The following is a 26,190-nucleotide window of genomic DNA, read 5'->3' on the forward strand; positions in this document are numbered from 1 at the left end:
CGCTCTCCTTGATCTCAGCGGATGCGGACGAGCTCGAACTGATCGACCTTGCCGGCAACGGCCGTCTCGATATGGCAACGCGAAATCCCGATATCGCGCAGCGCCCGGTCGTCGAGCTGGCTCAGGGTCTTGATCGCCTCGCGGCGCACCCAATAGGTCGCGAGCGCATCGGCCCAACCTCGGAGCAATCGGAGCAACCCACCCAATATGCTGGACTGCGCGGGCGGCACGGCGGCTGAGGATATCGTGGTCATTGTCATCTCCTGCGGCGCCCGACGGCATTACAACGCCGTTGACGCAAACGCCGGTGTTGGCGCTTGCGTCGTCAACCACCTCGGATCGCTTTCGCTATCCTCAGTACAATCGCGGGCTTGTTTCTCTTTAAATGATCCCGTACATGTCTCGGAGCAAGTAAAACATTGCTCTCGGTGCAATAATGTCGAAGTTCGAGTATCTGAAGCTGGCCGACGCCGTTGCCGCCGAGATCGCCAGCGGTGCGCTGAAGGCCGGCGACCGCCTGCCGCCGCAGCGGCATTTCGCCTATGAGCGCAAGATCGCCGTATCGACCGCGAGCCGGGTCTATACTGAGCTGTTGCGGCGCGGGCTCGTGGTCGGCGAGGTCGGCCGCGGCACCTTCGTCTCCGGCGAGGCGCGTCGTGGCGTCGCTGCGCCTACCGAGCCGCGCGGCGCGCGCATCGACCTCGAATTCAACTATCCGCTGCTGCCGCACCAGGCGACGATGATCGCCAAGAGCCTCGAAGGACTCGAACGCCCGGAGGCGCTCGAGGTCGCGCTACGCCAGGCGACCAGCTTCGGTACGCGGGCAGCGCGGACCATCTCGGCCGAATTCCTCGCGCGCAGGAGCTGGACGCCGAGCCCCGACCAGATCGTCTTCACCGCCAACGGACGGCAGTGCATGGCAGCAGCACTGGCCGCCGTCGCGCCGCCTGGCGGACGCTGCGGCGTCGAGGCGCTGACCTACCCCTTCATCAAGGGCATCGCGGCGCGGCTCGGCGTCACGCTGGTGCCGCTGGCGATGGACGAGCATGGCGTGCGGCCCGACGCCGTGCAGAAGGCGCATCGCGAGGCGCATCTGTCAGCGCTGTACATCCAGCCGACGATCCAGAACCCGCTCGGCATCACCATGCCGGCGGAGCGCCGCTCCGATCTGCTGCGCGTGGTCGAAAAGCTCGACCTCACCATCATCGAGGACGCGGTCTATGGCTTCCTCGACGACGAGGTTCCGCTTGCCGCGCTCGCGCCCGACAATTGCATCGTGCTCGACAGCCTGTCGAAGAAGGTGGCGCCCGGGCTCGCGCTCGGCTTCATCGTCTCGCCGCCGCGGCTGCGCGAGAGCATCATGGCCTCGGTGCGCTCGGGCGGCTGGACGGCGTCGGGCTATGCTTTCGCCGCGGGACAGCGGCTGATGGCGGACGGCACGGCAGCGGAGCTGTCGCGGCTGAAACGGATCGATGCCGGGCGGCGCCAGCAAATCGCGGCAAGGCATTTTGCCGATTTCGAAGTGCAGAGAAACCCGAAATCCTATCACCTCTGGCTGACCCTGCCGCCGCACTGGCGCTCGCAGACCTTCGTCGCAGCCGCCGCGCGCCGCGACATCGCGCTGACGCCGTCGACGACGTTCGCCGTCACGCCGGGACACGCGCCCAATGCGGTGCGGCTCGCACTCGCCGCGCCGCCGATGGAGCAACTCGACCTCGGCCTGCGGACCCTTGCCGGGATGCTGAACGCTACCGAAGAGGATTTTGACTCGACCGAATGATTGCGCCTTCGCAGTTCACCCGACAGGCCACTCGGCGATAAAGCCCTTTGCCTTGTAAGGTTCGATCTTGTCCCACTCGACGAGAACACGGCGGCGAAATTCCGGGTCGGCGTGCCAGAGCGAACGCGGCGTGGCGAAACTGTCGACCGTCACCAGCATCTTCTCGACCTCCGGCCAGTGCCGGTGCAGCGTCATCGGATAGCGCCGTGCGGTCCAGGTGTTGCCGAGGCAGATCACGCTCCTGATGTTGTCACGCCCGAGCGCCGCATCGATCACCGGCAGCGAGAAGATCACGTTCTCGCCCGTGTTCATCGCGCGATGCTCCTCGAGGATCCTGTCAGGCGGAATGCCGCGCGCGACCATCGCTTCCTTGATGACGGCGCATTCCGAACGATCGCCGCCCGCGGTCACGCCGCCGCTCACGATCGCCCAGCGGGCGAGGCCATCGCGCCAAAGACCGACCGCGACGTCGACCCGCGCGGCGACGTCAACGCGCGTCCCGAACACGAACAGGAGATCGGCGGGCTTGAGCGGCGTATCGATCAAGTGCTGCGCATTGATCGCGGCGATCTCATCCTCGGATGGAATCCGCAAGCTTCGATCCTCCACACGCAATGCTCCAGGTCACGACGATGCGGACCGAACATGCCGTGCGCGGAGCGAGGTACGAAGTCACGTTTCATTGCGCTTTGCGACAGCGCGCGGCAGCAGCGCGTCCGGCAGATCATCGAAGCGGTAGCGCCGCGGCCGGTTGCGCGTGATGAAGCCGCCGATCTGCCAGGCGAACAGCGCCGCAAAACCGACCAGGAACAGGGCGCCGGTCCATTCGGACGTCAGCAGCGCGCGCAGCAGAAGCCCGGCCATGGCGACAGCCAGGAATGCCAGTAGCGCCAGCGCTGCGGTGTAGGTCTTCGGCCCGAGGCCGCCGACCAGCGCGGCGCTGCTGCCCGCCGCCTGCATGCGGTGATGCAGCTCGACGATGAAGTCGCGATAATCGTTGCCCTGCGGCGCGACCAGCGTCGCGGTCTGCCAGGTGGTCGAGAGGATGGCGATCCGTCCGCCCTTGGCGTTGTCGATGTCGGCGCGAAATCGCTGCTGCTGCATCGACACCGGGCGATACGACAGCTTGACCATGGCGATGTCGGCATAAGGCCACACGCCGGAGCGGCCCGCGATCCGCCACGCCAGCCCGGCATCGGTCAACTCGAATTCATGCGCCGAGCCGATCAGCGACGCCCTATAGGCATAACGGACAGGCTCAGGGCGCGGTTCGGCAGACGCGGATGCCATCTCGCCCTGCCCTAGCGCTGCAGGCATGCCCAGAGATAGGCGAGCGTCCCGACCGCGCCGAGCACGCTGCGCACGGCATGAAGCCCGCCCCATTTTTCGATCAGCGCCCGTGATTGCGGTCCTGCGTCGTCCGGCGCGATCGCCAGCAGCGCATCGTTGGTCGGCTTGATGCCGAGAAGCGTCCACGGCCATGGCGCGATCATCGCGACCGCGCCGACCAGGAAGGCCGGATGCGAGGCCTGCCACCAGGCGACGAGGCCGAGGATGCAGCCGACCAGCGCCAGCGGCGCCTGCATCGCAAAACCGCGCCGGTACGACGGCTTCCATTCGGTGAGCAGTGCGCGGTCATCGAGCATCAGCCGCGCGGGCTGCTCGGCAAAATTCACGTAGACCGCAGCCCCCGTGAAGATCGACGCCACCATCAGCGCCAAAAGGCCATTCGCCATCGACGAACCTCTCCACAGGGTCTCGCGTCCTTAAGAGCGCGCGCAAGCTTGCGCGGCGCGCCGGCTTTATCTTACAAGCGGAGCATGCCTGAGACGACCTCTTTTCCGCGTCACCTCATCCTTGGCGGCGCGATGATCACAGGAGTGCTGCTGGCGCTCGCCGTGCACATGCTCGGGGCGCGCTACGGGCTCGATCTCGGCGGCCTGTGGCGATCCGACACGCACGACTTCATGCCGGCAGGCGCGGCGATCGCGTGGTGGCTGATCGCAAGCGTGGGCTTCTCAGGCGGCTACTTCACAGCCAACCTGATGGATAGCGCCGTATCGGGGCAGATTCCGCAGCGGATGCGCCAGTTCCTGATCGTGGTCGGCGTGCTGATCCTGGCCGGGGCCGGCCAGTCTGCATCGGCGCCAAGCCCGATCCCGACCGTCTCGGGCGTGCTCGCCGGCATTGCGGCGCTGTGCCTCGGCGCCGTGATGGCGTTTTGCGGCGCCTATTTCGCGCTGCGCAAGGCCTAGGAAATCGGCTCAGGCCACCGACCGTTCGGGCACCCTGCGGAGCATCTTGGCGACGTCGGCAGCAGGCCGCGGCGGGCTGAACAGATAGCCCTGCGCCTGCGTGCAGCCTTCCTGGCGCAGCAGGTCGAACTGCTGATCGGTCTCGACGCCTTCCGCCGTCGTCACGATGCCGAGGCTCTTGCCGAGCCCCGTCACCGCGCGGACGATCGCCATCGACTCGTCGCGCGTCGCAAGGTCGGTGACGAAGGAGCGGTCGATCTTGATCTTGTCAAACGGGAAGCTGCGCAGATAGCTGAGCGACGAATAGCCGGTACCGAAATCGTCGAGCGAGATCCGCACCCCGAAGCCGCGCAGCTCGTGCAGCACGGCAAGCGTCGCCTCGCTGTTCTGCAGCAGCACCGATTCGGTGATCTCGAGCTCGAGGCGATCCGCCGACAGGCCAGCGGCCTGCAGCGCGGCCTTCACCGACGTCACGAGACTAGGATTCTTGAACTGCACCGGCGACAAATTGACGGCAACCGCGATGTCCTGCGGCCAGCCTGCGGCATCCATGCAGGCCTTGCGCAGCACGATTTCGCCGAGCTGAACGATGATGCCGGTTTCCTCCGCGACCGGAATGAAATGGTTCGGAGCGATCAGGCCGCGCAGCGAGTGGTTCCAGCGCACCAGCGCCTCGAACGCGACGATACGGTCGCCCGCAAGATCGCGGATCGGCTGGTAGTAGACCTCGAACTCATCACGTTGCAGCGCCAGCCGCAGGTCGCGCTCCAGCACGCGGCGCGCCTGGGCCCGCGCATCCATGCCGGTTTCAAAGAAGCGGTAGGTGCCGCGGCCGTCCGCCTTGGCGCGGTAAAGCGCGAGGTCGGCCTTTTGCAACAGCTCGTCGGGGTTCTTGCCGTCCTCGGGCGCAAGCGAGATGCCGACGCTGACGCCGATCACCAGTTGATGGCCGCCGATCTCGTAGGGAGCTGCGATCCGCTCGACGACATGGCTGGCGAGCGCGGACACGACCGACGGCTCGCAATTGCTGCAGAACTGCACGATGGCGAACTCGTCGCCGCCGAGCCGCGCCACGGTGTCGTGCTCGGTCACGCATTCGCCGAGCCGGCGCGCGACCTCCCGCAGCAGCGCATCGCCAATCGGATGTCCGAGCGTATCGTTGATCTCCTTGAAATGATCGAGATCGAGGCAGAACACCGCGAGCTGGTCGGCGCGCTTGGCGAGCCTCAGCGCCTTCTCGAGCTGCTCGCGGAACAGCGTCCGGTTCGGCAGGTTGGTCAACGCATCATGGCGCGCCATGTGCGAAATCTGTTGCTGGGCCTGCTGCCATTCGGTGATGTCCTCGAAGGTCGCGACCCACCCGCCACCTTTCATAGGCTGGTCGACCACGCGGATCGAGCGTCCGTGACGCTCGACGATGCGCGTTGCGGCGTTGCCCGCCTTCGCCTCGGCGATCAGGCCGGCGCAAAATTCCTCGGGATCACCCTCCCACTGGCCGATCGAGCGCAGGTCCTGCAGCACATCGATCAGAAGGCGGCCCTGCAGCGGTACATGGCTGCGGCCCATCAACTCGCCGTAGCGCTCGTTGAACAGCATGATGCGGCCGTCGGCATCGAACATGCAGAGCCCCTGCGACATGTTCTCGAGTGCGGTGTCGAGCACCATTTTCTGCTTGTGCAGCTCGCTCTTGGCGCGACGGTCGAGAATGGACGCGATCAGCGAGATGCCGAGAATGGCGAAGGCCGCAATCGCCGTCATGAACGAAAGCACCGGCGGCGAGATCGACAGCCCGTCGGGGACGATCGTGGGGTCGGGGACCACCGTCACCGCGCCCATTGCCGTGAAATGGTGCGAGACGATCGCAACGGTCAAGAGGCCCGTTGCCGCTGCCGTGTGGCCAATGCCCTCACCGCGCGCGGCAACGACGAGCGCAAGCGCCCCGAACAGGCTGCCGAACGCGATCGAGGCGACAACGATGCCCGGCGACCAGACGATGCGCGCGGGCAACTCCAGACCGGACATGCCGGTGTAATGCATGGCCGCAACGCCGACGCCGACGATCGCGCCGCCGGCCGCGACTGTCCACCAGCGCTTGTCGAGCGATGCGACGGCAAGTCCGACCGCGAGGATCGCGACTGCAAGCACCAGCGACAGCAGGGTGACGGGGACGCTGTATCCGGCTTCGATGCCGGGGTCGTAGGCCAGCATGGCGACGAAATGGGTGGCCCAGATGCCGCACCCACCGACCGCTGCATCGAGCCCGATCCAGATCTCGCGCGAGCGCCCCTTCGAGGCCCGGGCGCGATGGAACAGGCTGATCGCGACAGCACTGGCGAGCAGACAGATGACGCCGCCAAGGACAACCAGCCGCCAATCGTGCTCGGTCGTGAGACAGGTGAATACGCGATACATTATAGGCCCCCGTTATGGACCTATAAAAACAGCTCCATTGGTGTATTAACGGTAACTTCCGCGACAAGCCTGCGCAGATGGTGAAGAAGCATTGAACCTTCCACGAAGCCACTGAAGGGGCAGAAGTTTTCTGCGTCCCGTATACCCACATCCGTGCAAGCCGGACGCCAATTGACGACCAGCATCGGCAAGACGAAGACCGGTGGAGAAGACCGGTGGAGATGTCGCGATCGGTGATGCGCGTCACCGGCCGGGCCGCCCTGGAATCGGTGGCGGATGCGCCCCGGAGGTCATTCCGCGAGCGACCTTGGGATGCGTGCGCAACCGTCCGCAATCAGCGGCATCGCTCGCTGCTGCGCAGGTGATCGGGCACCGATCCGGATCAGCACGCAGGCTGCGAGCAGCACGCCGGCCGGGATGACCAGCGCAGCGTGGAGGCCGGCAATGAAGGCGGCAGACTGGCTGACGAGCGAGCCGAACAGCGCGACGCCCAGCACGCTGCCGGTCTGCCGGGTCGCATTCAGCACGCCGGCGGCGATGCCGGAGCGCGACGGCTCGACGCTGCCGAGCAATGTCGATGTCAGCGGCGGCCCAGCAGGCCAAGCCCGCAGCTCAGCGCGGTCAGTTGCAAGGCCATCGCCCAGTAGCTCGTGCCGCGATCGATGCCGAGCGTTGCGAGACATCCGCCGGCGGAGATCGCCGCGCCGAGTGAGATGGTCGCGCTGCACCGATCCGCTCGGCAATACGTGGCGCGACCGGGTTGACCGGCAGCACCGCACCCAGCATCGGCACGAAGGCGAGGCCGGTCGCAAACGCCGACAGGCCGTTGACCTGCTGGAAGTAAAGGCTGAGCACGAAGATCCGCCCGTAGATCGCGACATTGACGAGGAGACCGACCAGCGGCGTCAGCGCGAAGATCGGCTGCCTGAACAATGACAGCGGCAACATTGGCTGCGATGCACAGGCCTCGCGCCAAACGAACAGCAGCGCGAACACGGCAGACAGCACCAGGCCCGCCAGTGCCCGCAAAGCTGTTCCACCCGGGCCCTAAGTCTTGCCGAGTCTTGCGATGTCAGCGTTCGGTGCATCGCCGCAGTCCGGAGCGTCAACCCGTGATGGCTCTCGCGCGGGCACAATCAAAGACACGACGCTTCGACTGATACCCGGTATACCCAGCAAATTGGCCTGGACAGTGAACTCGTGCCGAACAGAATATTCGGACCGTGCTCCCGCCACGGCCATCCAATCCAGGCAGTCAATTTGATCCGCGAAGCAGAGCGCCGCCCAACCGCGTTCTATCGTCGTTTTTCGCGGCACCTTCCAAGTGTACTGGTACGCGAACGGTCGTGAATAGAAAGGATGGTCTGGACTGTAAAACGCCGCGGCGAAGGCGAGGGAATCATCTCCGCTTACGCGAGGGAGCGGCCCATCGCCAACTTCATGCCATTGACGAGTGAGTTCGAGAGCAGCCTGACGATAAAAGTTCCGACCTTCCTCGTAGCCATAGTGGTTGCGATAAACCGCGTGGATTGGGGCTGCAACAGTGGTCGCCACCACCGCTATTCCAGCAGCCAGCACAGTCGCGTTTACGGTGTAGAACTGTTCGATCGGATAGCTCGTCGTACAGACCACCAGGACCGCTAGCGGAAAGATGCCCGGCAGTGCCCAAAGCGACGGCAAATCCGTCCGAAGGGTAAGCGAAGTCAGGATTGGAAGAACAATTGTGGCAACTAAGACAGAGAGCAAAAGCTTCAGTCCTGGGTCGGCTGCTTTGAAGTCTCCAGCCACACGATCCAGACGTCGACCTGCGATCATGAGCCAGGTTATGGCTGCGACGCTCAGTGCTGCTGCGAGCCCCGCCAAAAAGTTAAGTACATCGAATAAGACCGTGACCAGGTCGAATCCCGTGTGAGTCATAGCGTGGTCGAATGTCGCCGCACCGTTGTTGGCAAGCCAATAGACGTGGGGCGCGAGAGCAAGGGAACCTGCTGCAATAGAAACGTAGGGAGCCGCAGAGCTGAAGTAAGCTCGCCGCGAAGAGTTCGCGATCGCCGCAATGCAAAAGGCGGCCACCAAGAAGATCGAGTAATATTTGCCGAGCATGGCCAACGCCGCGGTAAAGCCTGCAGCGGCAGCCCAGATCACAGTTCGTGTTTGGACAGAGCGCAGGAAACAGTACGTGGCCCACGGCCACAGCGAGAGCAATACGTTATTCGCGTTGAACCGTTGGGCATGAAACTGATAGGCCGGGGTCAGCATCAGCAAGAGCAGGACCAGTACTCTCTTGTGACCAGTCACGAACTGCCTAGAGATCAGATCAACGGCCCACAACCCCACGGCCGCGTTGACCATGGCCATCAGTTGCATTGTCCAATCGCTCACGGGGAAGACCGTCGTCCATGCCCTTGCGACCCAACCCATTAGCGGCGGATGCTTTGGGTTACCCCACTCGAAGCGACGACCAAGCGTCCAGGTTTCAAGTACGTCCGGGTGGAGATCCGAGCCGATGTAGGCAACGACCAGGTAGGCCGTCCAGATAGTGACAAAGCAGAGCAGCATCAGTGGTATGGCCCAACCCGACTCCACACCATTCAACCACTTTATGAGGGGCCGCCGCCAAGGCGCGGGATTTTGGTCGGAACGTTTTGCAAGTTCTGAAAATGTGAAATCGAACAAGGGCCCGGCCACCCAACCTGTCGAAGTATTAGGCAGCCGAACTCGCCGTATATACAAACAACGACTTGCCCGCCTATTACATTCTCGCTTCGCAAAATTAGAGCTAAATTAGCGTGCTAGGTCGAGCAGCAAATAATATCAACCGCGTTACCGAGGCCTTAATCTCGGATGGACGAAATCGAGCAATAAGGCAGCAACCATTTGGACCGGGAGTGTCTGCACTTACTCCATAAGAGCGGTCGGGAACCCAGTCGCTCCCGTTTCCGCTTTGGGACCCATTGCAGCTCGGCGACACCACCGCCGAGCGAGGCGCCGATCGCGTTGAGCGCGGTATTGACGATGGTGACGTCGAGCTGCACGACGCCGTAGCCGAGACTCATGGCGGCGAGCGTCAATGTCGACGCCAGCTTCGACCGGCCGGAATGGAATGCGGTTTACCCCTCTGCCAAGGGCCGGATGTTCAGGGACGTGCCTTGCATGGATCATCTCGCATCAGGAACCAACTCGAGACATAGGCGCCCGTTTCGATGTGACATTTCGCTACTGATCGAAGTGTGAAAGCGCCCCCGGTGTGGTGTCGGTCGGAGCAAATGCGCCGGTGCCGCCCTGCGCGGCGTTTTGCCTCAATAGACGTAGGGACTAGCCGCGGCTGCCGGGCGATCCTTTCCGGGGGCGACGGCGCGTATCGCGATGCGCCGACGCCGCGCACATGGTTTTGACATGTTGGTAAACGGCTCCGGCGGTACGGAAGTCCCCTCACCCGCGCATATTGTCCATTCGATAGCGTCGGCGAGCGCCGCCACGATCACGCGGATGAGGCAAAAATGCGGAAAACCTTGACGGAAACCGGTTCGAACCGTGGCACACCCTGCCAAATCAGCGGCGCGGATACCCGACCTGCGACTCACATTCGGCAAGGCGATGACATATGTAGCCAGTATGACAAAGACGACCAACGAGGGCCGAAGCTTGGCTTGTCAAGGACTGCACAACGCATCGGTTTTGCCTTATGGGTCTTCGCGCACGGTGCGCTTGCCCGTCACCCGTCGCCGTTTGTGACCGGGTCCCACTGAAATTGCCGCCCCGCCGGGAGGATGAATGCATCGGCTGCTGACCACGCTCGGGCGTGGCTTCAAGGAAAAGATCGGCTGGAAACGGCTAGGGATCGCTGCGAGTGTCCTCATCATCGCCTTTGCGGTCACGACCCTGGTCCGGACGCTCAAGGGCGTCGATACCAGCATCATCCTGACCGCCCTCACCGATATTGCACCGCATCGGATCGCGCTGGCCGCGCTCTGTGTGGTCGGCGCCTTCTGTACCCTGACCTTCTACGATTTCTTCGCCCTGCGAACGATCGGCAAGACCCACATCCCCTACCGCATCGCGGCGCTCTCCAGCTTCACCAGCTACACGATCGGCCACAACATCGGCGCCACCGTCTTCACGGGCGGCGCGATCCGCTTCCGGATCTATTCGGACTACGGCCTGACCGCGATCGACGTCGCGAAGATCTGCTTCCTGTCCGGACTGACCTTCTGGCTCGGCAACCTATTCGTGCTCGGCTTCGGCATGGCCTGGCACCCCTGGGCGGCCTCCGCGATGGACCTGCTGCCCCCGGCCATGAACCGGTTGATCGCGATCGGCTGCCTTGCCGGCATCGGCGCCTATTTCGTCTGGCTCATGACCGGCGACAAGCGCCGCGAGCTCGGCCAGAACGGCTGGAAGGTGGTGCTGCCATCGGCCAGGCTGACACTGCTGCAGGTCCTGATCGGCGTGGTCGATCTCGGCTTCTGCGCACTCGCGATGTATCTGTTGATGCCCACCCAGCCGGATATCGACTTCATCTCGCTGGCGGTGGTGTTCATCCTGGCCACACTGCTCGGCTTCGCCAGCCACGCACCCGGTTCGATCGGCGTGTTCGACGCGGCGATGCTGGTGGCGCTGCCGGAGTTCAGCAGGGAACAGCTGCTGGCGACATTGGTGGTGTTCCGTATCCTCTATTTCCTGATCCCGTTCGGGATTTCGATCTCGATCATGGGCGCGCGCGAGCTGTGGCTCAACGTGGTGCAGCCCTGGCAGGAACGGCGGAGACTTAGCCAAGCCTGCACGGCTTCGGCGACCGTGCGGCAACCAATCGAAAGCCGGCAGCAGCGGATCAAGCGGCTGAAACGGTAACAGCGACTTTATCGGCCCTCGGTGCGGCTTTTTCGGTCCTCCAAACTCCCGCTCTCTTATTTTTGCCTTACCGCTGACGTGAAACGCGCCATGGCTCGATTTCTGGCTCGATTTTCATTTCGTTGGACGGCAGGCGCGGCGTTGCTCGCCGGCGCTTTGGTTGCGGCATTTGCATCGGCCGCCGATGCGCAGGACGCCGGCAATCCGCCGCTGCAGATATCCTGGGAAGTCCGTAACCGTTTCCGCCTGTTCCGCGAGGAGCGCGATTTCCGCCTCCATGTCGAAAGCGGCCTCGGCCGCAGCGTACTGGCCTCCGAGCAGGCGCTGGAATTGCAGAGCGACGGCCGCGGTTGGGCGCGCAACGTGGTGAACCGGCTCTGCATCGACGTGCAGGGCCGCGTCAACGAGCCCTGCACCCGTGACAACGTCAAGGAAAACTACCTGACGCCGATCGACCACGCGATCGTCGTCCGCCTCACCGGTGCGGTCCCGGTCGGCGCGACCTGCGCCTGGTCGTTCGACGACGGCGACGGGCCGCAATCCTCGACCTTCGACTGCGCCGAGCCTATCAATCTCCGCGTCCGCTACGGCCGCACGACGGTCGCAACCGTTGACGTCGCGAGCGGTTCGGACGCAAACCAGCGCGTTTCCACCGAGATCGCGGTACGCGATTTCTTCATCGCCGGCCTCGGCGACAGCATCGCTTCCGGTGAGGGCAATCCCGACCGCGCGATCGCCCTGTCCGACGAAGGGTTCTGCTTCCGCTCCTATCTTGGCTCCGCGACCGCGCAATATTACCGGCCGAGCCGCGCCGGCTACAAAGGCGGACGGGCCTGCGAAGCGCCGGATAGCCTGTCGAACTGGCAGCGGCACAGCGCGCTGTGGCTCAACTCGGCCTGTCATAGGTCGCTGTATAGCTACCAGACCCGCACGGCGCTGGCGCTCGCCGTGCAATATCCGCATATCGCGGTGACCTACCTGCCGCTGGCCTGCTCTGGCGCTACCATCGCCGACGGCCTGCTCGGCTCCCAGCGTGCGAAGGAATGTTTGCCGACGAAATCGGCCAATACCTGCGCGGGCTCCGTCAACGGCCAGCTCTCGGAGTTGCGTGAGGCGCTTGCCGCCGCACAGCGGCGCCAGCCCGACCGCAAGCTTGATCTCGTGCTGCTGTCGATCGGCGCCAACGATATCTATTTCTCCGGCCTCGTCGCCGACGTGATCGTGGACACCCCGATTGAACGGACGCTGTTCAAGCGCGGCGGCTCGATGGCCTCCGTCGACGACGCCCGATCGGCGCTGGCGCGCGACTTGCCGGCCGGCTTTGCCAAGCTGCGCGACGCGCTGAAGCCGCTGGTCGGCGGCGATCTCGCGCGCGTGATCTACACGACCTACGCCAATCCGACACTGGCCGGCGGCGGCGCGCCCTGTCCCGGCGGCCGCGCCGGCTTCGACATCCACCCCTCCTTCAACGCTGATCCGCAGCGGCTCGCCGCGGTTTCCGGCTTCGTCCAGAACGAATTCCTGCCGCAGCTCAAGGCGATCGCGCTGTGCCAGTCCGGCATCATCTGCCGCAATCCGCGCTCCGACCGCATGACCTTCGTAGACGGACACCAGGACACATTCGCAAGCCACGGCTTCTGCGCGCGCGCAGCGACCGATCCGGAATTCGACCGCGAGTGTTTCGCCGCCAACGGCGAGAGCTTCGACCCTGATATCGTCACCGCGGCCAATCAGCCGCTGAAATGCGGCCGCAGCGCCGGCGAATACCGCGCCTATCTTCCGCGTGTGCGCTGGATCCGCGATGCCAATGACAGCTATTTCGCGGCGATGACCTATCCGCAGGGGCTGCCGTCCTCGATGCAGCCGAATGATATCCACGACGCGACCTGGGGAATCCTGTCGGCGGTCTATGGCGGCGCGGTGCATCCGACCGCAGAGGGACACGCCGCAATGGCGGATGCGGCGGTGCCGGCAGCCGCCAGCGTCTTGCAGCTCGACACCGCGGTGCCGGAGATCATTTCGCAGCCGGTGCCGCCCATCCCGGTGGCGCCCAATGTGCCTGCACCATCCGGCAAGACCGGCGGATTGTATTAGCGCGCAGGCGCCGCCGCGGGAGCCACGCCCTTCTTCGGTGCCGCGGGCGGCGGCTTCATGGCAGGGGCCGGTGGCGGCTTCATCGCTGCGGCCTGTGCCGGCAGATATTTGGCGACGACGGCGGGATCGACCTGCGCGAGCATGGTGTCCGGCAGGCGCGTCCAGACCTCGTCCTTCCCGAATAGGGAGATGCCGACAAAGCCGCGCATCGTCAGCGTCTGTCCGTCGGGACTGACGGTCATCTTGGCCTTGTAGGTCTTACCGTCGCGCGGATCGAGCACGTTGCCGTTCTCGTATTTCAACCCGTCGCGCTTCATGTCGCGGATGAAGGATATGCCGAGCCAGGGCGCGTCCTTGCGATCGTCGGTGCATTTCGAGCAGACCGGATTGGGCGGGTCGCCGGGCTTGGCAAACATCTTCGCGATCACGCCTTCGAAGATGCCGCTGTGATCGATCACGAGGAACCAGCCGGCCGGCTTACCGTCCTCGACCTTCTGCCACAACCCCTCGGCCGACGGCTCGTCGGCCTGCGCCGGCAGCGCCGCGGCGAGCAGCGCAATTGCGACCGGCAGCATCAATCGAAGTCTGGATAGCGCAGTCCGCATCATCGTCACCTGACCAACCAGCGAATGCATGGCCTCAGACTAAGGCCATTTCGCGGTGGGTTCCAGTGCCTGCGTCACCGATCGCAGGGGCCGTGGCGCGGCGTACACGGTCTTTGATCTGGCTCGGACCGGCTTCAGCTCACTCCAAGCTTCTTCTGCAGGCTCGACGACGATGTCGTGTACTGGAACACCAGCCGCTTGTCCGGATAGACATAGCGGTGCGCCTTCTGCGCCATCAGCGCACCCTCATGGAAGCCGGAGAGAATGAGCTTCAGCTTGCCGGGATAGGTGTTGATGTCGCCTATCGCGAAGATGCCCGACACGTTGGTCTCGAACGCCGCGGTGTCGACCGGCACCAGGTTGTTTTCAAGCGCCACGCCCCAGTTCGCGACCGGGCCGAGCTTCATCGTGAGGCCGAAGAACGGCAGCATCGTATCGCAGGCGATCATGGAGACTGCGTTGTCGTTGCCCTTCATGGTCGCGGCCGCGAGCTGGCCGCTTGCGCCCTCAAGACCTGTGACCTGACCGATCTTCAAATCCATCTTGCCGTCCGCGACCAGCGCGCGCATCTGCTCGACGCTGTGCGGGGCGGCGCGGAAATCATCGCGCCGGTGCAGCAGCGTGATGCGCTTGGCGATCGGATGCAGATTGAGCGTCCAGTCGAGCGCGGAGTCGCCACCGCCGACGATCAGGATGCTCTTGTCGCGGAATTGCTCCATCTTGCGCACGGCGTAGAATACCGACGTACCCTCATAGGCCTCGATGCCCGGCACCGGCGGCCGCTTCGGCTGGAACGAGCCGCCGCCAGCGGAGATCACGACGACCTTGGCCTCGAACTCCTTGCCGGCGTCGGTCTTCACGCGGAACAACGGATCGCCGATCTTCTCGATCGTGTCCACCATCTCGTTGAGATGGAAGGTCGGGTTGAACGGCTTGACCTGCTCCATCAGCTGATCGGTGAGCCCCTGGCCGGTGACGAAGGGGATGCCCGGGATGTCGTAGATCGGCTTCTCCGGATAAAGCTCGGCGCATTGGCCGCCGATCTTGTCGAGAATGTCGACCAGATGCACCTTCATGTCGAGCAGGCCCAGTTCGAACACGGCGAACAGTCCGCACGGACCCGCGCCAATAATCAGCACATCGGTTTTGATCACTTCGCTCATATCCGCTTCTTTTCAGTTGAGGTCGACCGGACGGCTCTCGCCTGTCCAGCCACGGGTGCCGGATCCTGACATGCATAATAGGGGCAGAGGCCGGCGCGGCAACCCCTTGCCGAGCCACGGCAACTGGGCTGTATGGTCGGGACACCAACGGAGACCCCTGTGAACGCCCCGATCCGCACTGAAGACGCGCCGCGCCTGGAAGATTTCCCCTATCGGCTCTCGGACAATGTCCGCTTTGCCGATCTCGATCCGAACGGCCACGTCAACAATGCGGTGTATGCGAGCTATTTCGAAACCGGCCGCGTCACGCTGGTGAAGGATCCCGGCATGGGACTGATGCCGCCGGGCCTTGGCTGGATCATGGTGCGCCTCGACATCCACTTCCGCGCCGAGCTGCACTGGCCGGGCAAGATCGAACTGGGGCTTGGTCTCGTCAGATTCGGACGGACGTCGACCGCGTTCGATCAGGTGGTGTTTTCCGAAGGACGCTGCGTGGCATCAGCGAAAGCGATCACGGTCATGATCGACGAAGCCACACGCAGGCCGGCGCCGCTGCCGGCCGAGGTCAAGGAGAATTTCCGGCGCTGGGTCCGTCGCGGCGTCAATCCGGACGGCGAGTGAGGCGCGATGGCGTTTTCGAGCGACGTGAATCCGGTTCGCGTGACGAAAACGCGTTGAAACAACACGCGAGAAATTCGGTCCTGATGCGATCAGAACCGATGATGCGCTAGGCTTGGCGTTCCGGCGTCGACACGGTGAGGCCGTCGAGCTCGTCGGTCACCTTGATCTGGCACGACAGCCGCGAATTCGGCCGTACGTCGAAGCCGAAATCCAGCATGTCCTCTTCCATCGGCGAAGGTGCACCGACCTTCTCGCGCCAGGCTTCATCGACATAGACATGGCAGGTCGCGCACGCGCAGGCGCCACCACATTCGGCTTCAATGCCGGGGATGGCGTTACGGATCGCCCCTTCCATCACGGTCGCGCCGTTGTCGATCTCAATGGTGCGTTTCTCGCCGGAATGGTCGATGAAGTGGATTTTGGCCATGGTCGCTCATGCTGCCGGAATACGCCGGACGATGGAAGGAAGGGTCCCGGCAGTCCTATAACGGGTCGACCCGCGCAGCGCTAGCGCCCGGGGGAGGAAAACCTGCCGGCCCGTTTTGCCGCATCATACGACGGGATCTGGGCTTCGGCACCCATCGGGCGCCCAGCGACCTAGGAACGGCGCAGCATCACGTCGATCGCGGCCCGCGCTTCGGCGATCGCAGTCCCGAGTTCGGCCAGCAGATCTGACGGGTCGGAACCAGTCGCGACCCCAGCCTCCAGCCGGGCGGCGGCCTCGGCGACGCCAAATGCGCCGATCGCCCGCGCCGAGCCCTTCAGGGTGTGCGCGCGCGCCGCCCCCTCGGCCGGCAAGGCGGTCAGTTCGCCGAAGATCTTGGCCGACTGGGCGGAAAACATCGCCAGCACCTCCTGCTCGAGGCCGGCGTCGCCGAGTGTCATGCGCTGCAGGTGGTCGAGATCGATCGGACCGTCATCGGGAGCGAGCGGCGGCGATGGCATCCATTCAATCCGTTCGAGGTGAAGCGGCATGGCCTGTCCAAGTTGTCTCCGCCGGGGACGTTTCCGGCGGGGCTGTTGGCCTAGCCAATCATGAAACTGGTTAACGGATTGTTGTCGGGATTAACTGCAAATCTGCCCGATTTCGGACACGATCCCGACACAATTGACGGGGTGACACGGGAATTTCGTGTACCCATAAGGCCTTATGGCTTAAAGCTGTTAACGATGATTAAGAATGTCTTAATCGCAACCATTTCATTCGATCCGCTCAACCAATAGGATGTTTGCGGATGTAGCGGACAAGCCGCCGACGGGCGATTGCACTCCGCTGTGGGCACCGGCTTCGAGCTTGCGAGGGGACGTTCGCAAGGTCGCCGACGCGTAAAATAGTAAGAGGGCTTAGACTGAACATGGCGAACAATCCCAAGAAGGTCAAAGATCCCACCGAAGTCGCGCTTTCTGCCATCCAGGAGGCCCTCAATATCGGCGAACAGGGCGCGGAGAACCGCTCTCCCGTCAACGAGGACGTCGCGCCGCCGAGCCTTCCGCCAGCCGCGGCCGATTTCTCGGCCACCTCATTCGAGCCCCGCCCCGCCGCGGACCGTCCAGTGTTCGAACCGATCGAGGAGCCGCGCAGCCCGCGCCGCGCCGCCAATGACGATCGCGAAACTATCGGCCAGCTCCTGCAGGCGTTGCAGAAGGGCCGCCCTGCCCGCAACGTCTATACGCTCGCCACGCTGTCCGCCGGTGTCTGGCTGATCGGCTGCGGCATCCTCACCTTTGCCTTCCTGCCCTCGTTGCAGAGCGGCGGCGCGCTCGCCGTGGCCGGCCTCGCCGCGCTGTTCCTGGCGCCGATCCTGCTGTTCTACTTCCTCGCCAGCCTTGCCTGGCGCGGCCAGGAAATGCGCATGATCGCGCAGTCGATGGCGCAGGTCGCGATCCGCTTCTCCGAGCCCGAGAATGCCGCCGCCGATTCCATGGTGACCGTCGGCCAGGCGATCCGCCGCGAGGTCGCGGCGATGGGCGACGGCGTCGAGCGCGCGATCGCGCGCGCCGGCGAGCTCGAAACCCTCGTTGCCAACGAGGTCGCGGCGCTCGAGCGCGCCTATTCCGACAACGAGGTGCGCATCCGCGCGCTGCTGCAGGACATCGCCCATCAGCGCGACAATCTGGTCGGCCAGGCCGAGCAGGTGCGCAGCGCGATTTCCGGCGTGCAGATCGACCTGCGCCACGACATCGCGCTGATTTCGGATGCGATCGCCTCGCGCGTCGACGAGGTCGCCAAGAGCATCACCGGCGCGCTGGAAGAGCGCGGCCAGCACATCACGACGGCGCTGAGCCACGCCGGCGACAACATGATCCTCGCGCTCGGCGAGCGCGGCGGCGACCTGCTCGATCGCCTCGAGGAAGCCAGCGCCGAAACCACGCGCGCCGTGATGGACGCCTCCGAGCGGCTGACCACCAGCCTCAACTTCAAGACCGGCCACGTCCATGACGAGTTCGTCGATCTGGCCGACCGCGTCCACGAGATGTTGAACGAGCGCATCGACCGCATCACCAGCGAGTTCGAGCAGCGCTCGTCGACCATCGTCGACGGCATCTCCGACCGCACCGAGCAGGTCCACGACTCCCTGAAGAACTCCTCGGACTCGCTGCTGCTCGAGCTCGAGCTCCGCAGCAACGACCTCGTCGGCAAGATCGACGACGCCGGCAACCGCCTCGCCGGCCAGATCATGACGTCCGGCGACAAGGCGAGCGAGGCGCTCGACGTCACCGTCAACTCGCTGGTCGCCAAGGTGGTGAGCCAAACCGAGACCGCGCACGATTCGCTGTCGCTGCAGATGAGCGCGTTCGACGAGCTGGTGAAGAACCACGGCAGCGAGCTCGCCGAGAAGTTTGCCCGCGACTCCGGCACGCTCGGCGCGCTGATCACCCGCCACATCTCGGAATTCGACCGCACGGTGAAGACCTTCGGCGGCGACATCGTCGAGCGCATGGGCCAGCGCACCCAGGACATCGCCGACAGCCTGAAGAACTATGTCGACACCTTCGATCACCGCCTGACCTCGAACGGCGGCGAGATCACCGCCTCACTCGACCAGCGCCTGCTGCAGTTCGAGACCACGCTCGGCAGCCGCGTCACCAATCTGGACGCCTCGCTGGACAACAAGCTCTCGACCTTCGACTCTTCGCTCGAAGGCCGCCTCTCCTTCCTCGACACGTCGCTCGACGGCCGCCTCAGGTCGCTCGACGAGACGATCGACGGACGGTTGAAGACTCTCGAGGTCACCTTCGACAACCGCGCGAGGTCGGTCACCGACACCATCGAGGGCCGCCTCGGCACGCTCGCGACCTCGCTGACGGACGGCGCCGCGCAGGCGATCCAGTCGATCGACTCACGCCTCGGCCTCCTCGGCACGACGCTGACCGAAGGCACCGTGCAGGCGATCGCCGCGGTCGACCATCGCATCAACAACGTCACCGAAACCATCAACGGCCACAGCGCCCGCCTCGCCGAGACCATCAACGGTCGCAGCGCGCACCTGACCGACACCATCTCGGCGCGGTTCATGGACATCCAGCAGGGCATCGAGACCCGCGTCGGCGCCATCGCCAACGACATCGACACTCGCGTCGCGCAGTTCGAGGATCTGCTCGGCTCGCGCGTCGAGGCTGTCGCTGGCCGCATCGAGAGCAGCGGACGCCAGGCGAGCGACGATCTGATGGCGCGCGCCGAATTGCTGTCGTCCGGCATCCGCTCCCACGTCGAGGACGCGGAGCGCTCGCTCACCAACCTCGTGGTCAACACCAGCGAGACCATCCAGACCGGCGCGCGCACGGCGCAGCAGGCGTTGCTCACGGTCTCGACCGACGTCGGTGCCCAGCTCAAGCTCACCTCGTCCGAGGTCGAGGGCGTGCTGACCGCGGTCGGCACCAGCGCCGCCAGCTCGATCCTGACCAGTGCCCGCGACGCGCAGGCCTCGCTGGTCGCGACCTCCGGCGACGTCGCCTCCCAGATCAAGGCCCTGTCGTCCGACGTGGAGCGCACACTGCAGGCGGCCGGCAGTGCCACCGCCGCATCGGTGCTGTCGGGCGCCCGCGAGGCGCAGACCACGCTGGTCTCGGCCTCCGCCGATGCCGCCAGCCAGGTCAAGTCGCTGGCAGCCGATGTCGAACGCTCGCTGTCGATGCTCGGCAGTGCAACCGCCGAAGCCATCACGGCCGGCGCACGCGAAGCCCAGACCACGCTCGTCACCGCCTCCACCGATGCGGCAAACCAGGTCAAGTCGCTCGCGGCCGACGTCGAGCGCTCGCTGTCGATCGCCGGCACCGCCACGGCCGAAGCCATCACCGCCGGGGCGCGCGAGGCGCAGAGCACGCTGATCTCGGCCTCGACCGACGTCACTGGCCAGGTCAAGTCGCTCGCCGGCGATGTCGAGCGTTCGCTCTCGATTGCGGGCACCGCGACCGCCGAGGCCGTCGTCGCCAGCGCGCGGGAAGCCCAGAGCACACTTGCCAATGCGTCCACCGAGGCGACCAATCTGGTCAAGACGCTCGCCGCCGACATGCAGCGCTCGCTGTCGATGGCTGGCTCCGCCACCGCGGAGACGATCACCGCCGGTGCGCGCGATGCCCAGAACACCCTCGTCAACGCGTCCGCGGACGCTGCGAGCAAGGTGACGGCGCTTGCTTCCGACATCGAGCGTTCGCTGTCGGTGGCCGGCACCGGGACGATCGAGCGGATCACAGCCGGTGCGCGCGAGGCCCAGAACACCCTGGTCGCTGCGTCGTCGGAAGCTGCCGATCACGTCAAGTCGCTGGCGATCGACGTCGAGCGCGCGCTGACTGCGGCCGGTGCAGGTACCGCGCAGGCCATCCTCGGCAGCGCACGCGAGGCTCAAAGCTCGTTCGTGGCAACCTCCACCGAGGCGGCCAGCCAGATCCGGACCATCTCCTCCGAGATCGAACGTGCGCTCACCACGGCCGGCGCGGATACCGCCCAGGCCATTCTCGGCAGCGCACGGGAGGCCCAAAGCTCGTTCGTGGCGACCTCCACCGACGCGGCAAGCCAGATCCGGACCATCTCTTCCGAGATCGAACGTGCCCTCACCACGGCCGGCGCGGATACCGCCCAGGCCATCCTCGGCAGCGCGCGCGACGCTCAGAGCTCGTTCGCGGCGACCTCGGCCGATGCAGCCAACCAGATCCGCACGATCTCGACCGAGATCGAGCGCTCGCTCGGTGCGGTCACGGCCAAGACCACCGACAACATCCAGACCTCGGCGCAGAACGCCCAGGCCGCGTTGGTCAACATGTCCAACGAGGTCTCGACCAAGGTCAAGACGACCTCGGCCGATATCGAGCGGTCGGTGCTGGCAGCCTCCAGCGCATTCGGCTCGACGATGACCGGCAAGACCGACGAGATCGTCACCTATGTGCAGCAGCAGGCCGATCGCCTGTCGCAGATGGTCGACAGCCGCCGCGGCTCGCTGGTCGAGGCGCTGACCGCCAAGTCGAACCAGCTCTCGACCGACATGGATCGCGCCACCGCCGACGCGCTGAAGGCGATCGAGACCCGCGGCCAAGCGTTCTCGCAGTCGATGGCCGCGCATGGCAGCGACGTCGCGCGCAACATCACGTCGGCCGGCGATCAGGCGACCGGCGCGGTGGCGAAGTCGCTCAAGGACCTCGAGCAGGCCTCGCGGGCGGCGATCGACCAGTCGCGCCAGGTGTCGATCTCGGCCGTCACCGAGATGCAGGAGACCAGCAAGATCCTGCGCACCGACACGGTGGCGCTGTTCGAACGGCTCCGCGAAGGCAACATCCTGCTGCAGGAAGTGCTGACCGGCGCCCACGACAACCTCAACTCGCTGGAGCGTGCGCTGGTGACCCGCGTGGCTGACTTCGTGTCCGCCATGAACGACGTCACCTCGCGCAACGGCGTGGCGACGCAGACGCTGGAAGACCAGTTGACGGTGTTCAACAGCAAGACCGGCAAGGCGCTCGAGGACCTCGGCCAACTGTCGAGCCAGTTCGAGATCCACGGCAAGGCCTTGATCGAGGCGGCCACCGTGGTCGAGCAGGCCAACCGCTCCACCACCGCTTCCGTCACCGAACGCAAGTCGGCGCTGGAATCGCTGGTGACCACCATCGACCTGCGCACCACCGATCTCGATCAGCGGCTGTCACGCTTCACCGGGTTGCTCGATGAATCGCTGGCCGCCGCCGAGGAGCGCGCCCGCGACATCGCCCGCGTGGTGGCGGAAACCGCCGGCGCCGGTTCGGCGGCGATCAGCCGCCAGTTCGAGGCGGTCCGCGCGGCCGCCGAGAACGAACGGCAGCAGACCCTCGACGCGATGAACGATCTGTACCAGCAGAGCAACGCCGAGACCGATGCGATGTTCAAGGAATCGACGGAGAAGTTCTCCGCGATGGTCACGGCGATGAAGCAGATGGCCTCCGAGATGCACAACGAGCTCGAGGCCACCCGCAACGAGCTGCGCCGCGGCGTGCTGGAAATGCCGCAGGAGGCCGCCGAGAACACCGCGCAGATGCGCAAGGTGATCGTCGACCAGATCGAAGCGCTGGCCGAGCTGAACCGCATCGTCGCCCATCACGGCCGCGGGCTCGACGTGGTCAGCGGCAGCCGCGCCAACGGGCGCCAGGAAGAGCCGATGGTGGCGTCCGTCGGCGGCCGCGGCGAGGCCCGCATGCGCGATACGGGCGGCAGCGCGTCGACCCTGCCGCCGCCGGACCTCGGCATGCAGAACCTCGGCATGCCGACCTCGCGCCGCACCGAAGCGCCGCCGGTCAGCCCGGCGAGCTCTGACAATGGCCGCGACGGTTGGCTGTCCGACCTGCTTAACCGCAGCGACGCGCAGCCGCCGTCACAGGGCCGCGAGGCACCGCGTCCCCGCCAGGCGCCGCCGGCCGCCGTCAATCCGCTGGAGTCGCTGTCGCTCGACATCGGCCGGCTGATGGACCGCAACCTCGCCGCCGAGATGTGGGATCGCTACCAGCGCGGCGAGAACAAGGCGTTCTCCAAGCGCCTCTACACGCCGGCCGGCCAGAAGGCCTTCGACGAGGTCGCCCGCAAGTATCGCGCCGACCGCGGCTTCAAGCAGACCGTCGATCGGTATATCGGCGAGTTCGAACGCCTGCTCGATGAGGTCGCCCGCGACGGCCGCGGCCCGCAGGAGCTGCGCAGCCACCTGACCTCGGAGACGGGGCTGGTCTACACCCTGCTCGCTCACGCCGCGGGCCGGCTGGGGTGAGCCTGGCGAATATCGAGTAGCGAATAACCAATGGAAACGGAGGCCTAACGGCCTCCGTTTTGTTTTTGGTTGGTTGTTCAGTGCGCGCGTGCCGAGGCGCCACTCGCCGCCGTCATTGCGAGGAGCGATAGCGACGAAGCAATCCATACTTCAGCAAGCAAGCGGGGATATGGATTGCTTCGCTGCGCTCGCAATGACGGGTTTGGCGAGGGAGGAATGCTATTCACCCATCACTGCCGCCGCCTCGGCGGCGCGGGCGCTGCCGCGGGTGCGGGCTCCGGCGTGCTGTTGTTGCTACCGCCGAAGATCACGCGGCTCGGATTGCGATCGAAATTGTTCACGGCGCGGCTGATGTCGCCGAGCGTCCGGCGGCCATCCGATATCAGCGCCCCCGAGCGCTTGTCGAAGTCCTCGGCGAGCTCGCGGATCGATTTCACCATCAGGCTGAGTTCGCCGCCGGAATTGCCGCCCGCGATCGTGTTCAGCCCGAGCATCAGACTGTCGGCCTTGCCCATCACGCCGTCGACCTTGAGCATGACGTTGTCGATCTTCTCCGAATTGCGCGCCAAGGCCGAGGTGAAGGTCTCGAGATTGCGTAGCGAGTTCTTCACCGATTGCTGATTGTCGGCGACGATCCGGTTGACGTTCTGCAAGGTGGCGCGGATCGCCTCGGTGACGTCCTGCAGCGCGTTCGGATCGGCGGTCAAAACCGGGATGCCATCCTCGTCGAGCGGCACCGGCGGCGCGGCCTCCTCGCCGCCCCTGAGCGAGATCGCGGCGACGCCGGTCAGGCCCTGGAATTCGAGGCCGACGAGCGTGTCCTTGCGGATCGGGGCGTTGTTCTCGACCATCGCGAGCGCGACCACGCGCCGCGGATTGTCGAGCTTCACTGAGACGACTTCCCCTATCCTGATACCGTTGAAGTTGACGCTGCCGCCATTGCGCAGGCCCGAGGCCGGCCCCTCGAAGATGACGCGGATCGGGCTGCGCTGCTTGGTGGTGTGCAGGCTCTGGAACCAGACCACGAAGCCGACCGCGGCCGCGATCACCGCCAGCGTGAACGCTCCGATCAGGACGTAGTTCGCCCGGGTTTCCATCAATTGCTCCGAAGACTAACGCTGGCGCAGCTGCGCTGCATCAGCGCCGTCAAATTTCTTGGTTGGCGCATGATTTTGTCCGAAAACCGGCCTCCACTTTTCGGGATCATGCGCTAGCTCACAACGGCGCGGGCGCGCTTGCCGTTGAAATATTGCTGCAGCCACGGATGCGGCGAGGCCTTCATGTCGGCGATCGATCCTGCTGCAATGATCTTACCGTTCCCTAAAACGGCGATACGGTCGCACGCGGTATAAAGGCTGTCGAGATCGTGGGTTACCATGAAAACAGTCAGCCCCAAAGTGCGCTGCAGGGTGCGCACCAATTCGTCGAAATCGCCGGCGCCGATCGGATCGAGACCCGAGGTCGGCTCGTCGAGGAACACGAGTTCGGGATCGAGCGCGAGCGCGCGCGCCAGCGCGACCCGCTTGATCATGCCGCCGGAGAGTTCCGACGGGTAGCGGTCGGCGACCTCCGGCTTCAGGCCCACCATCACGAGCTTGGCGACCATGATCTCGTCGAGCAGCCGCTGCGAGACGCGCAGATATTCGCGCACCGGAAACTGGATGTTCTGTCGCACCGTCAGCGAGGAGAACAGCGCGCCCTGCTGGAACAGGATGCCCCAGCGTCGCTCGACGCCGCGCCGCTCGCTGGCACTTGCGGCATCGAGATCGACGCCGAACACCTCGATGCGGCCGGAGACCTTCGGCACGAGGCCGATGATGGTGCGCGTCAGCACCGATTTGCCGGCGCCGGAGGGGCCGACGAAGCCGAGGATCTCGCCGCGCTTGACGTCGAGATTCAGCCCGTCGAGCACGCGCGTCTTGCCGAACTGCACGGTGATGTCGCGGACGCGGATGATGGCGTCGGCTGTCTGCTCGGCCATCGTCACATTCCGATCGATGCAAAGAAGATCGCGAACACGCCGTCCATCACGATCACGAAGAAGATGCCCTTCACCACCGACGACGTGGTGTGCTGGCCGAGCGATTCCGCCGAGCCCTGCACCGCAAGCCCCTCGACGCAGGCGACGATGCCGATCACGGCCGCCATGACCGGCGCCTTGACGAGGCCGACGATGAAATGGTCGATCGAGATGGCGTCGCGCAGGCGAAGCAGAAACGCTTCCGGATCGACGCCGCCGTAAAGCCAGGCAACAAGGCCGCCGCCATAGAGCGCGGCCATCGCGCCGAGGAAGGCGAGGATCGGCAACGCCAGGACCAGCGCCAGCATGCGCGGCAGGATCAGGACCTCGATCGGGTCGAACCCCATGGTGCGCAGCGCGTCGATCTCCTCGCGCATCTTCATCGAGCCGAGCTCGGCGGTGTAGGCCGAGCCCGAGCGGCCCGCAACCATGATCGCGACGAGCAGAACGCCGATCTCGCGCAACACCAGCACGCCGAGCATGTCGACCACGAAGATATCGGCGCCGAATTTGCGGAAATGGAAGATGCCCTGCTGCGAGATGATGCAGCCGATCAGGAAGGTGATCAGCACCACGATCGGCACCGCGCGCCAGCACACCTGCTCGAGATGATGCACGGTGGAGGTCAGGCGGAAGCTGCGCGGATGGATCAGGACATGTCCGGCCGCCGCCAGCACCGCGCCGAGCATGTCGATCAGGCTGATGATGGTGCCGCCGATCCCGACCACGGCGCGGCCGATCTGTTCCAGCATGCCCGCGATCGACACCGGATCGCCGTCGGCCCTGGGTGCGGCGCCGACGCGGCGGACCTCGTCGACCAGGCTGGAATAGTTGGCCGAGAGCCCGGCGATCTTGGCTTCCGCGGTCGTGTCGCTCAGGCTGCGGCGCAGCCGCTCGATCAGCCAGGCGCCAAAGGTGTCGAGCTTCGAGACCTGCGAGACGTCGATGAAGATATGCGGGCGGCTGCCGCGCAGCTTCTCGGCATCGGAGACGATCTTCTCGAGCGCAGGGGCAAAGCGGGCCGTCCAGTTGCCCGCCGCGCACAACGCCAGTCCCTCGCCTTGGGCTATCCGCTCCAGTGTCGGGTCGCCGCTCAAAATGCCCACCCCTCGGCTGGTTGGCCGTTCGAAAGCAGGTATCCAGCACGCCCGGACTGCCTTGTCGAATCT

The 26,190-nt window shown here is 65.2% G+C and carries 20 protein-coding genes and 1 pseudogene; 6 read left to right on the forward strand and 15 right to left on the reverse strand.

What is annotated here, in order from left to right; translation table 11 throughout:
* Window positions 1–14: 14 nt before the first annotated feature.
* Window positions 15–254: a DUF1127 domain-containing protein gene (locus ACFFWD_RS21990; RefSeq protein ID WP_376968578.1), complete on the reverse strand. Its 240-nt coding sequence runs from the start codon at window positions 252–254 to the stop codon at window positions 15–17.
* 182 nt (window positions 255–436) lie between these two features.
* Here ACFFWD_RS21990 and ACFFWD_RS21995 point away from each other — a divergent pair, with 182 nt between their 5' ends.
* Window positions 437–1,780 carry an aminotransferase-like domain-containing protein gene (locus ACFFWD_RS21995; protein WP_376968579.1) on the forward strand — a complete coding sequence of 448 codons (1,344 nt, stop codon included), beginning with the start codon at window positions 437–439 and terminating at the stop codon, window positions 1,778–1,780.
* Between the two features lie 15 nt (window positions 1,781–1,795).
* On the opposite strand, the gene ACFFWD_RS22000 is transcribed toward ACFFWD_RS21995, so the two are convergent.
* The 3 genes from ACFFWD_RS22000 to ACFFWD_RS22010 form a co-directional block, all read right to left on the reverse strand.
* Window positions 1,796–2,389 carry a YdcF family protein gene (locus ACFFWD_RS22000; protein ID WP_376968580.1) on the reverse strand — a complete coding sequence of 198 codons (594 nt, stop codon included), beginning with the start codon at window positions 2,387–2,389 and terminating at the stop codon, window positions 1,796–1,798.
* A 63-nt stretch (window positions 2,390–2,452) separates the two neighbouring features.
* Window positions 2,453–3,070, reverse strand: a complete 618-nt coding sequence (locus tag ACFFWD_RS22005) for a hypothetical protein (RefSeq protein ID WP_376968581.1) — start codon at window positions 3,068–3,070, stop codon at window positions 2,453–2,455.
* A gap of 11 nt (window positions 3,071–3,081) precedes the next feature.
* Window positions 3,082–3,516: an anthrone oxygenase family protein gene (locus ACFFWD_RS22010; RefSeq protein WP_376968582.1), complete on the reverse strand. Its 435-nt coding sequence runs from the start codon at window positions 3,514–3,516 to the stop codon at window positions 3,082–3,084.
* 84 nt (window positions 3,517–3,600) lie between these two features.
* Here ACFFWD_RS22010 and ACFFWD_RS22015 point away from each other — a divergent pair, with 84 nt between their 5' ends.
* Window positions 3,601–4,035, forward strand: a complete 435-nt coding sequence (locus ACFFWD_RS22015) for a hypothetical protein (RefSeq protein ID WP_376968583.1) — start codon at window positions 3,601–3,603, stop codon at window positions 4,033–4,035.
* A 9-nt stretch (window positions 4,036–4,044) separates the two neighbouring features.
* On the opposite strand, the gene ACFFWD_RS22020 is transcribed toward ACFFWD_RS22015, so the two are convergent.
* The 4 genes and pseudogenes from ACFFWD_RS22020 to ACFFWD_RS22035 form a co-directional block, all read right to left on the reverse strand.
* Complete coding sequence (locus tag ACFFWD_RS22020) at window positions 4,045–6,447, reverse strand: EAL domain-containing protein (protein WP_376968584.1); 2,403 nt, start codon at window positions 6,445–6,447, stop codon at window positions 4,045–4,047.
* A 290-nt stretch (window positions 6,448–6,737) separates the two neighbouring features.
* A pseudogene (locus ACFFWD_RS22025) lies at window positions 6,738–7,467 on the reverse strand (MFS transporter); the annotation flags it as partial.
* A 27-nt stretch (window positions 7,468–7,494) separates the two neighbouring features.
* Window positions 7,495–9,123 (reverse strand): glycosyltransferase family 39 protein, encoded by a 1,629-nt coding sequence (locus ACFFWD_RS22030; protein WP_376968585.1) that lies wholly within the window; start codon window positions 9,121–9,123, stop codon window positions 7,495–7,497.
* A gap of 158 nt (window positions 9,124–9,281) precedes the next feature.
* Window positions 9,282–9,518 (reverse strand): hypothetical protein, encoded by a 237-nt coding sequence (locus tag ACFFWD_RS22035; protein ID WP_376968586.1) that lies wholly within the window; start codon window positions 9,516–9,518, stop codon window positions 9,282–9,284.
* A 703-nt stretch (window positions 9,519–10,221) separates the two neighbouring features.
* Here ACFFWD_RS22035 and ACFFWD_RS22040 point away from each other — a divergent pair.
* Together ACFFWD_RS22040 and ACFFWD_RS22045 are read left to right on the forward strand one after the other, a co-directional pair.
* Window positions 10,222–11,298, forward strand: a complete 1,077-nt coding sequence (locus tag ACFFWD_RS22040) for a lysylphosphatidylglycerol synthase transmembrane domain-containing protein (protein ID WP_376968587.1) — start codon at window positions 10,222–10,224, stop codon at window positions 11,296–11,298.
* A gap of 90 nt (window positions 11,299–11,388) precedes the next feature.
* Window positions 11,389–13,392, forward strand: a complete 2,004-nt coding sequence (locus ACFFWD_RS22045; RefSeq protein WP_376968588.1) for an SGNH/GDSL hydrolase family protein — start codon at window positions 11,389–11,391, stop codon at window positions 13,390–13,392.
* On the opposite strand, the gene ACFFWD_RS22050 is transcribed toward ACFFWD_RS22045, so the two are convergent.
* Window positions 13,389–13,997, reverse strand: a complete 609-nt coding sequence (locus tag ACFFWD_RS22050; protein ID WP_376968738.1) for a DUF2147 domain-containing protein — start codon at window positions 13,995–13,997, stop codon at window positions 13,389–13,391. The two genes, ACFFWD_RS22045 and ACFFWD_RS22050, sit on opposite strands and share 4 nt — an antisense overlap.
* 134 nt (window positions 13,998–14,131) lie before the next feature.
* The gene (locus tag ACFFWD_RS22055) at window positions 14,132–15,160 is read right to left on the reverse strand and encodes an NAD(P)/FAD-dependent oxidoreductase (RefSeq protein ID WP_376968589.1); all 1,029 of its coding nucleotides are present in this window, start codon (window positions 15,158–15,160) and stop codon (window positions 14,132–14,134) included.
* Window positions 15,161–15,319: 159 nt separating this feature from the next.
* Between ACFFWD_RS22055 and ACFFWD_RS22060 the strand changes: the two genes are divergently transcribed.
* A complete protein-coding gene (locus ACFFWD_RS22060; RefSeq protein WP_376968590.1) occupies window positions 15,320–15,781 on the forward strand; it encodes an acyl-CoA thioesterase in 462 nt (153 codons plus the stop codon).
* Window positions 15,782–15,887: 106 nt separating this feature from the next.
* Here the strand turns inward: ACFFWD_RS22060 and ACFFWD_RS22065 are convergent, their stop codons facing one another.
* Both ACFFWD_RS22065 and ACFFWD_RS22070 read right to left on the reverse strand, forming a co-directional pair.
* Complete coding sequence (locus tag ACFFWD_RS22065) at window positions 15,888–16,208, reverse strand: 2Fe-2S iron-sulfur cluster-binding protein (protein WP_376968591.1); 321 nt, start codon at window positions 16,206–16,208, stop codon at window positions 15,888–15,890.
* A gap of 170 nt (window positions 16,209–16,378) precedes the next feature.
* Entirely contained in the window at window positions 16,379–16,756 is a 378-nt protein-coding gene (locus tag ACFFWD_RS22070) for an Hpt domain-containing protein (RefSeq protein ID WP_376968592.1), read from the reverse strand.
* A 380-nt stretch (window positions 16,757–17,136) separates the two neighbouring features.
* On the opposite strand from ACFFWD_RS22070, the gene ACFFWD_RS22075 reads away from it, so the two are divergent.
* Window positions 17,137–23,001, forward strand: a complete 5,865-nt coding sequence (locus tag ACFFWD_RS22075; protein WP_376968593.1) for an apolipoprotein A-IV repeat region-like domain-containing protein — start codon at window positions 17,137–17,139, stop codon at window positions 22,999–23,001.
* A 230-nt stretch (window positions 23,002–23,231) separates the two neighbouring features.
* Here ACFFWD_RS22075 and ACFFWD_RS22080 read toward each other — a convergent pair whose 3' ends face one another.
* The 3 genes from ACFFWD_RS22080 to ACFFWD_RS22090 all read right to left on the reverse strand — a co-directional run bounded on the left by ACFFWD_RS22080 (window position 23,232) and on the right by ACFFWD_RS22090 (window position 26,118).
* Entirely contained in the window at window positions 23,232–24,098 is an 867-nt protein-coding gene (locus ACFFWD_RS22080) for an MlaD family protein (RefSeq protein WP_376968594.1), read from the reverse strand.
* A 113-nt stretch (window positions 24,099–24,211) separates the two neighbouring features.
* Entirely contained in the window at window positions 24,212–24,982 is a 771-nt protein-coding gene (locus tag ACFFWD_RS22085; RefSeq protein WP_376968595.1) for an ABC transporter ATP-binding protein, read from the reverse strand.
* Between the two features lie 2 nt (window positions 24,983–24,984).
* Window positions 24,985–26,118 (reverse strand): MlaE family ABC transporter permease, encoded by a 1,134-nt coding sequence (locus tag ACFFWD_RS22090; protein WP_376968596.1) that lies wholly within the window; start codon window positions 26,116–26,118, stop codon window positions 24,985–24,987.
* Window positions 26,119–26,190 lie beyond the last annotated feature (72 nt).

The sequence above is a fragment of the Bradyrhizobium erythrophlei genome, assembly GCF_042430365.1.
GTDB classification, from domain to species: Bacteria; Pseudomonadota; Alphaproteobacteria; order Rhizobiales; family Xanthobacteraceae; genus Bradyrhizobium; species Bradyrhizobium erythrophlei.

Excerpts from the sequence above, each read along its gene's own strand:
- ACFFWD_RS22070 (WP_376968592.1), bottom strand. The coding sequence starts at position 16,756 with ATGCCGCTTCACCTCGAACGGATTGAATGGATGCCATCGCCGCCGCTC.
- ACFFWD_RS22055 (WP_376968589.1), bottom strand. The coding sequence starts at position 15,160 with ATGAGCGAAGTGATCAAAACCGATGTGCTGATTATTGGCGCGGGTCCG.
- ACFFWD_RS22005 (WP_376968581.1), bottom strand. The coding sequence starts at position 3,070 with ATGGCATCCGCGTCTGCCGAACCGCGCCCTGAGCCTGTCCGTTATGCC.
- ACFFWD_RS21995 (WP_376968579.1), top strand. The coding sequence starts at position 437 with ATGTCGAAGTTCGAGTATCTGAAGCTGGCCGACGCCGTTGCCGCCGAG.
- ACFFWD_RS22015 (WP_376968583.1), top strand. The coding sequence starts at position 3,601 with ATGCCTGAGACGACCTCTTTTCCGCGTCACCTCATCCTTGGCGGCGCG.
- ACFFWD_RS22075 (WP_376968593.1), top strand. The coding sequence starts at position 17,137 with ATGGCGAACAATCCCAAGAAGGTCAAAGATCCCACCGAAGTCGCGCTT.
- ACFFWD_RS22050 (WP_376968738.1), bottom strand. The coding sequence starts at position 13,997 with ATGCGGACTGCGCTATCCAGACTTCGATTGATGCTGCCGGTCGCAATT.
- ACFFWD_RS22065 (WP_376968591.1), bottom strand. The coding sequence starts at position 16,208 with ATGGCCAAAATCCACTTCATCGACCATTCCGGCGAGAAACGCACCATT.
- ACFFWD_RS22080 (WP_376968594.1), bottom strand. The coding sequence starts at position 24,098 with ATGGAAACCCGGGCGAACTACGTCCTGATCGGAGCGTTCACGCTGGCG.
- ACFFWD_RS22085 (WP_376968595.1), bottom strand. The coding sequence starts at position 24,982 with ATGGCCGAGCAGACAGCCGACGCCATCATCCGCGTCCGCGACATCACC.
- ACFFWD_RS22010 (WP_376968582.1), bottom strand. The coding sequence starts at position 3,516 with ATGGCGAATGGCCTTTTGGCGCTGATGGTGGCGTCGATCTTCACGGGG.
- ACFFWD_RS22045 (WP_376968588.1), top strand. The coding sequence starts at position 11,389 with ATGGCTCGATTTCTGGCTCGATTTTCATTTCGTTGGACGGCAGGCGCG.
- ACFFWD_RS22040 (WP_376968587.1), top strand. The coding sequence starts at position 10,222 with ATGCATCGGCTGCTGACCACGCTCGGGCGTGGCTTCAAGGAAAAGATC.
- ACFFWD_RS21990 (WP_376968578.1), bottom strand. The coding sequence starts at position 254 with ATGACCACGATATCCTCAGCCGCCGTGCCGCCCGCGCAGTCCAGCATA.
- ACFFWD_RS22020 (WP_376968584.1), bottom strand. The coding sequence starts at position 6,447 with ATGTATCGCGTATTCACCTGTCTCACGACCGAGCACGATTGGCGGCTG.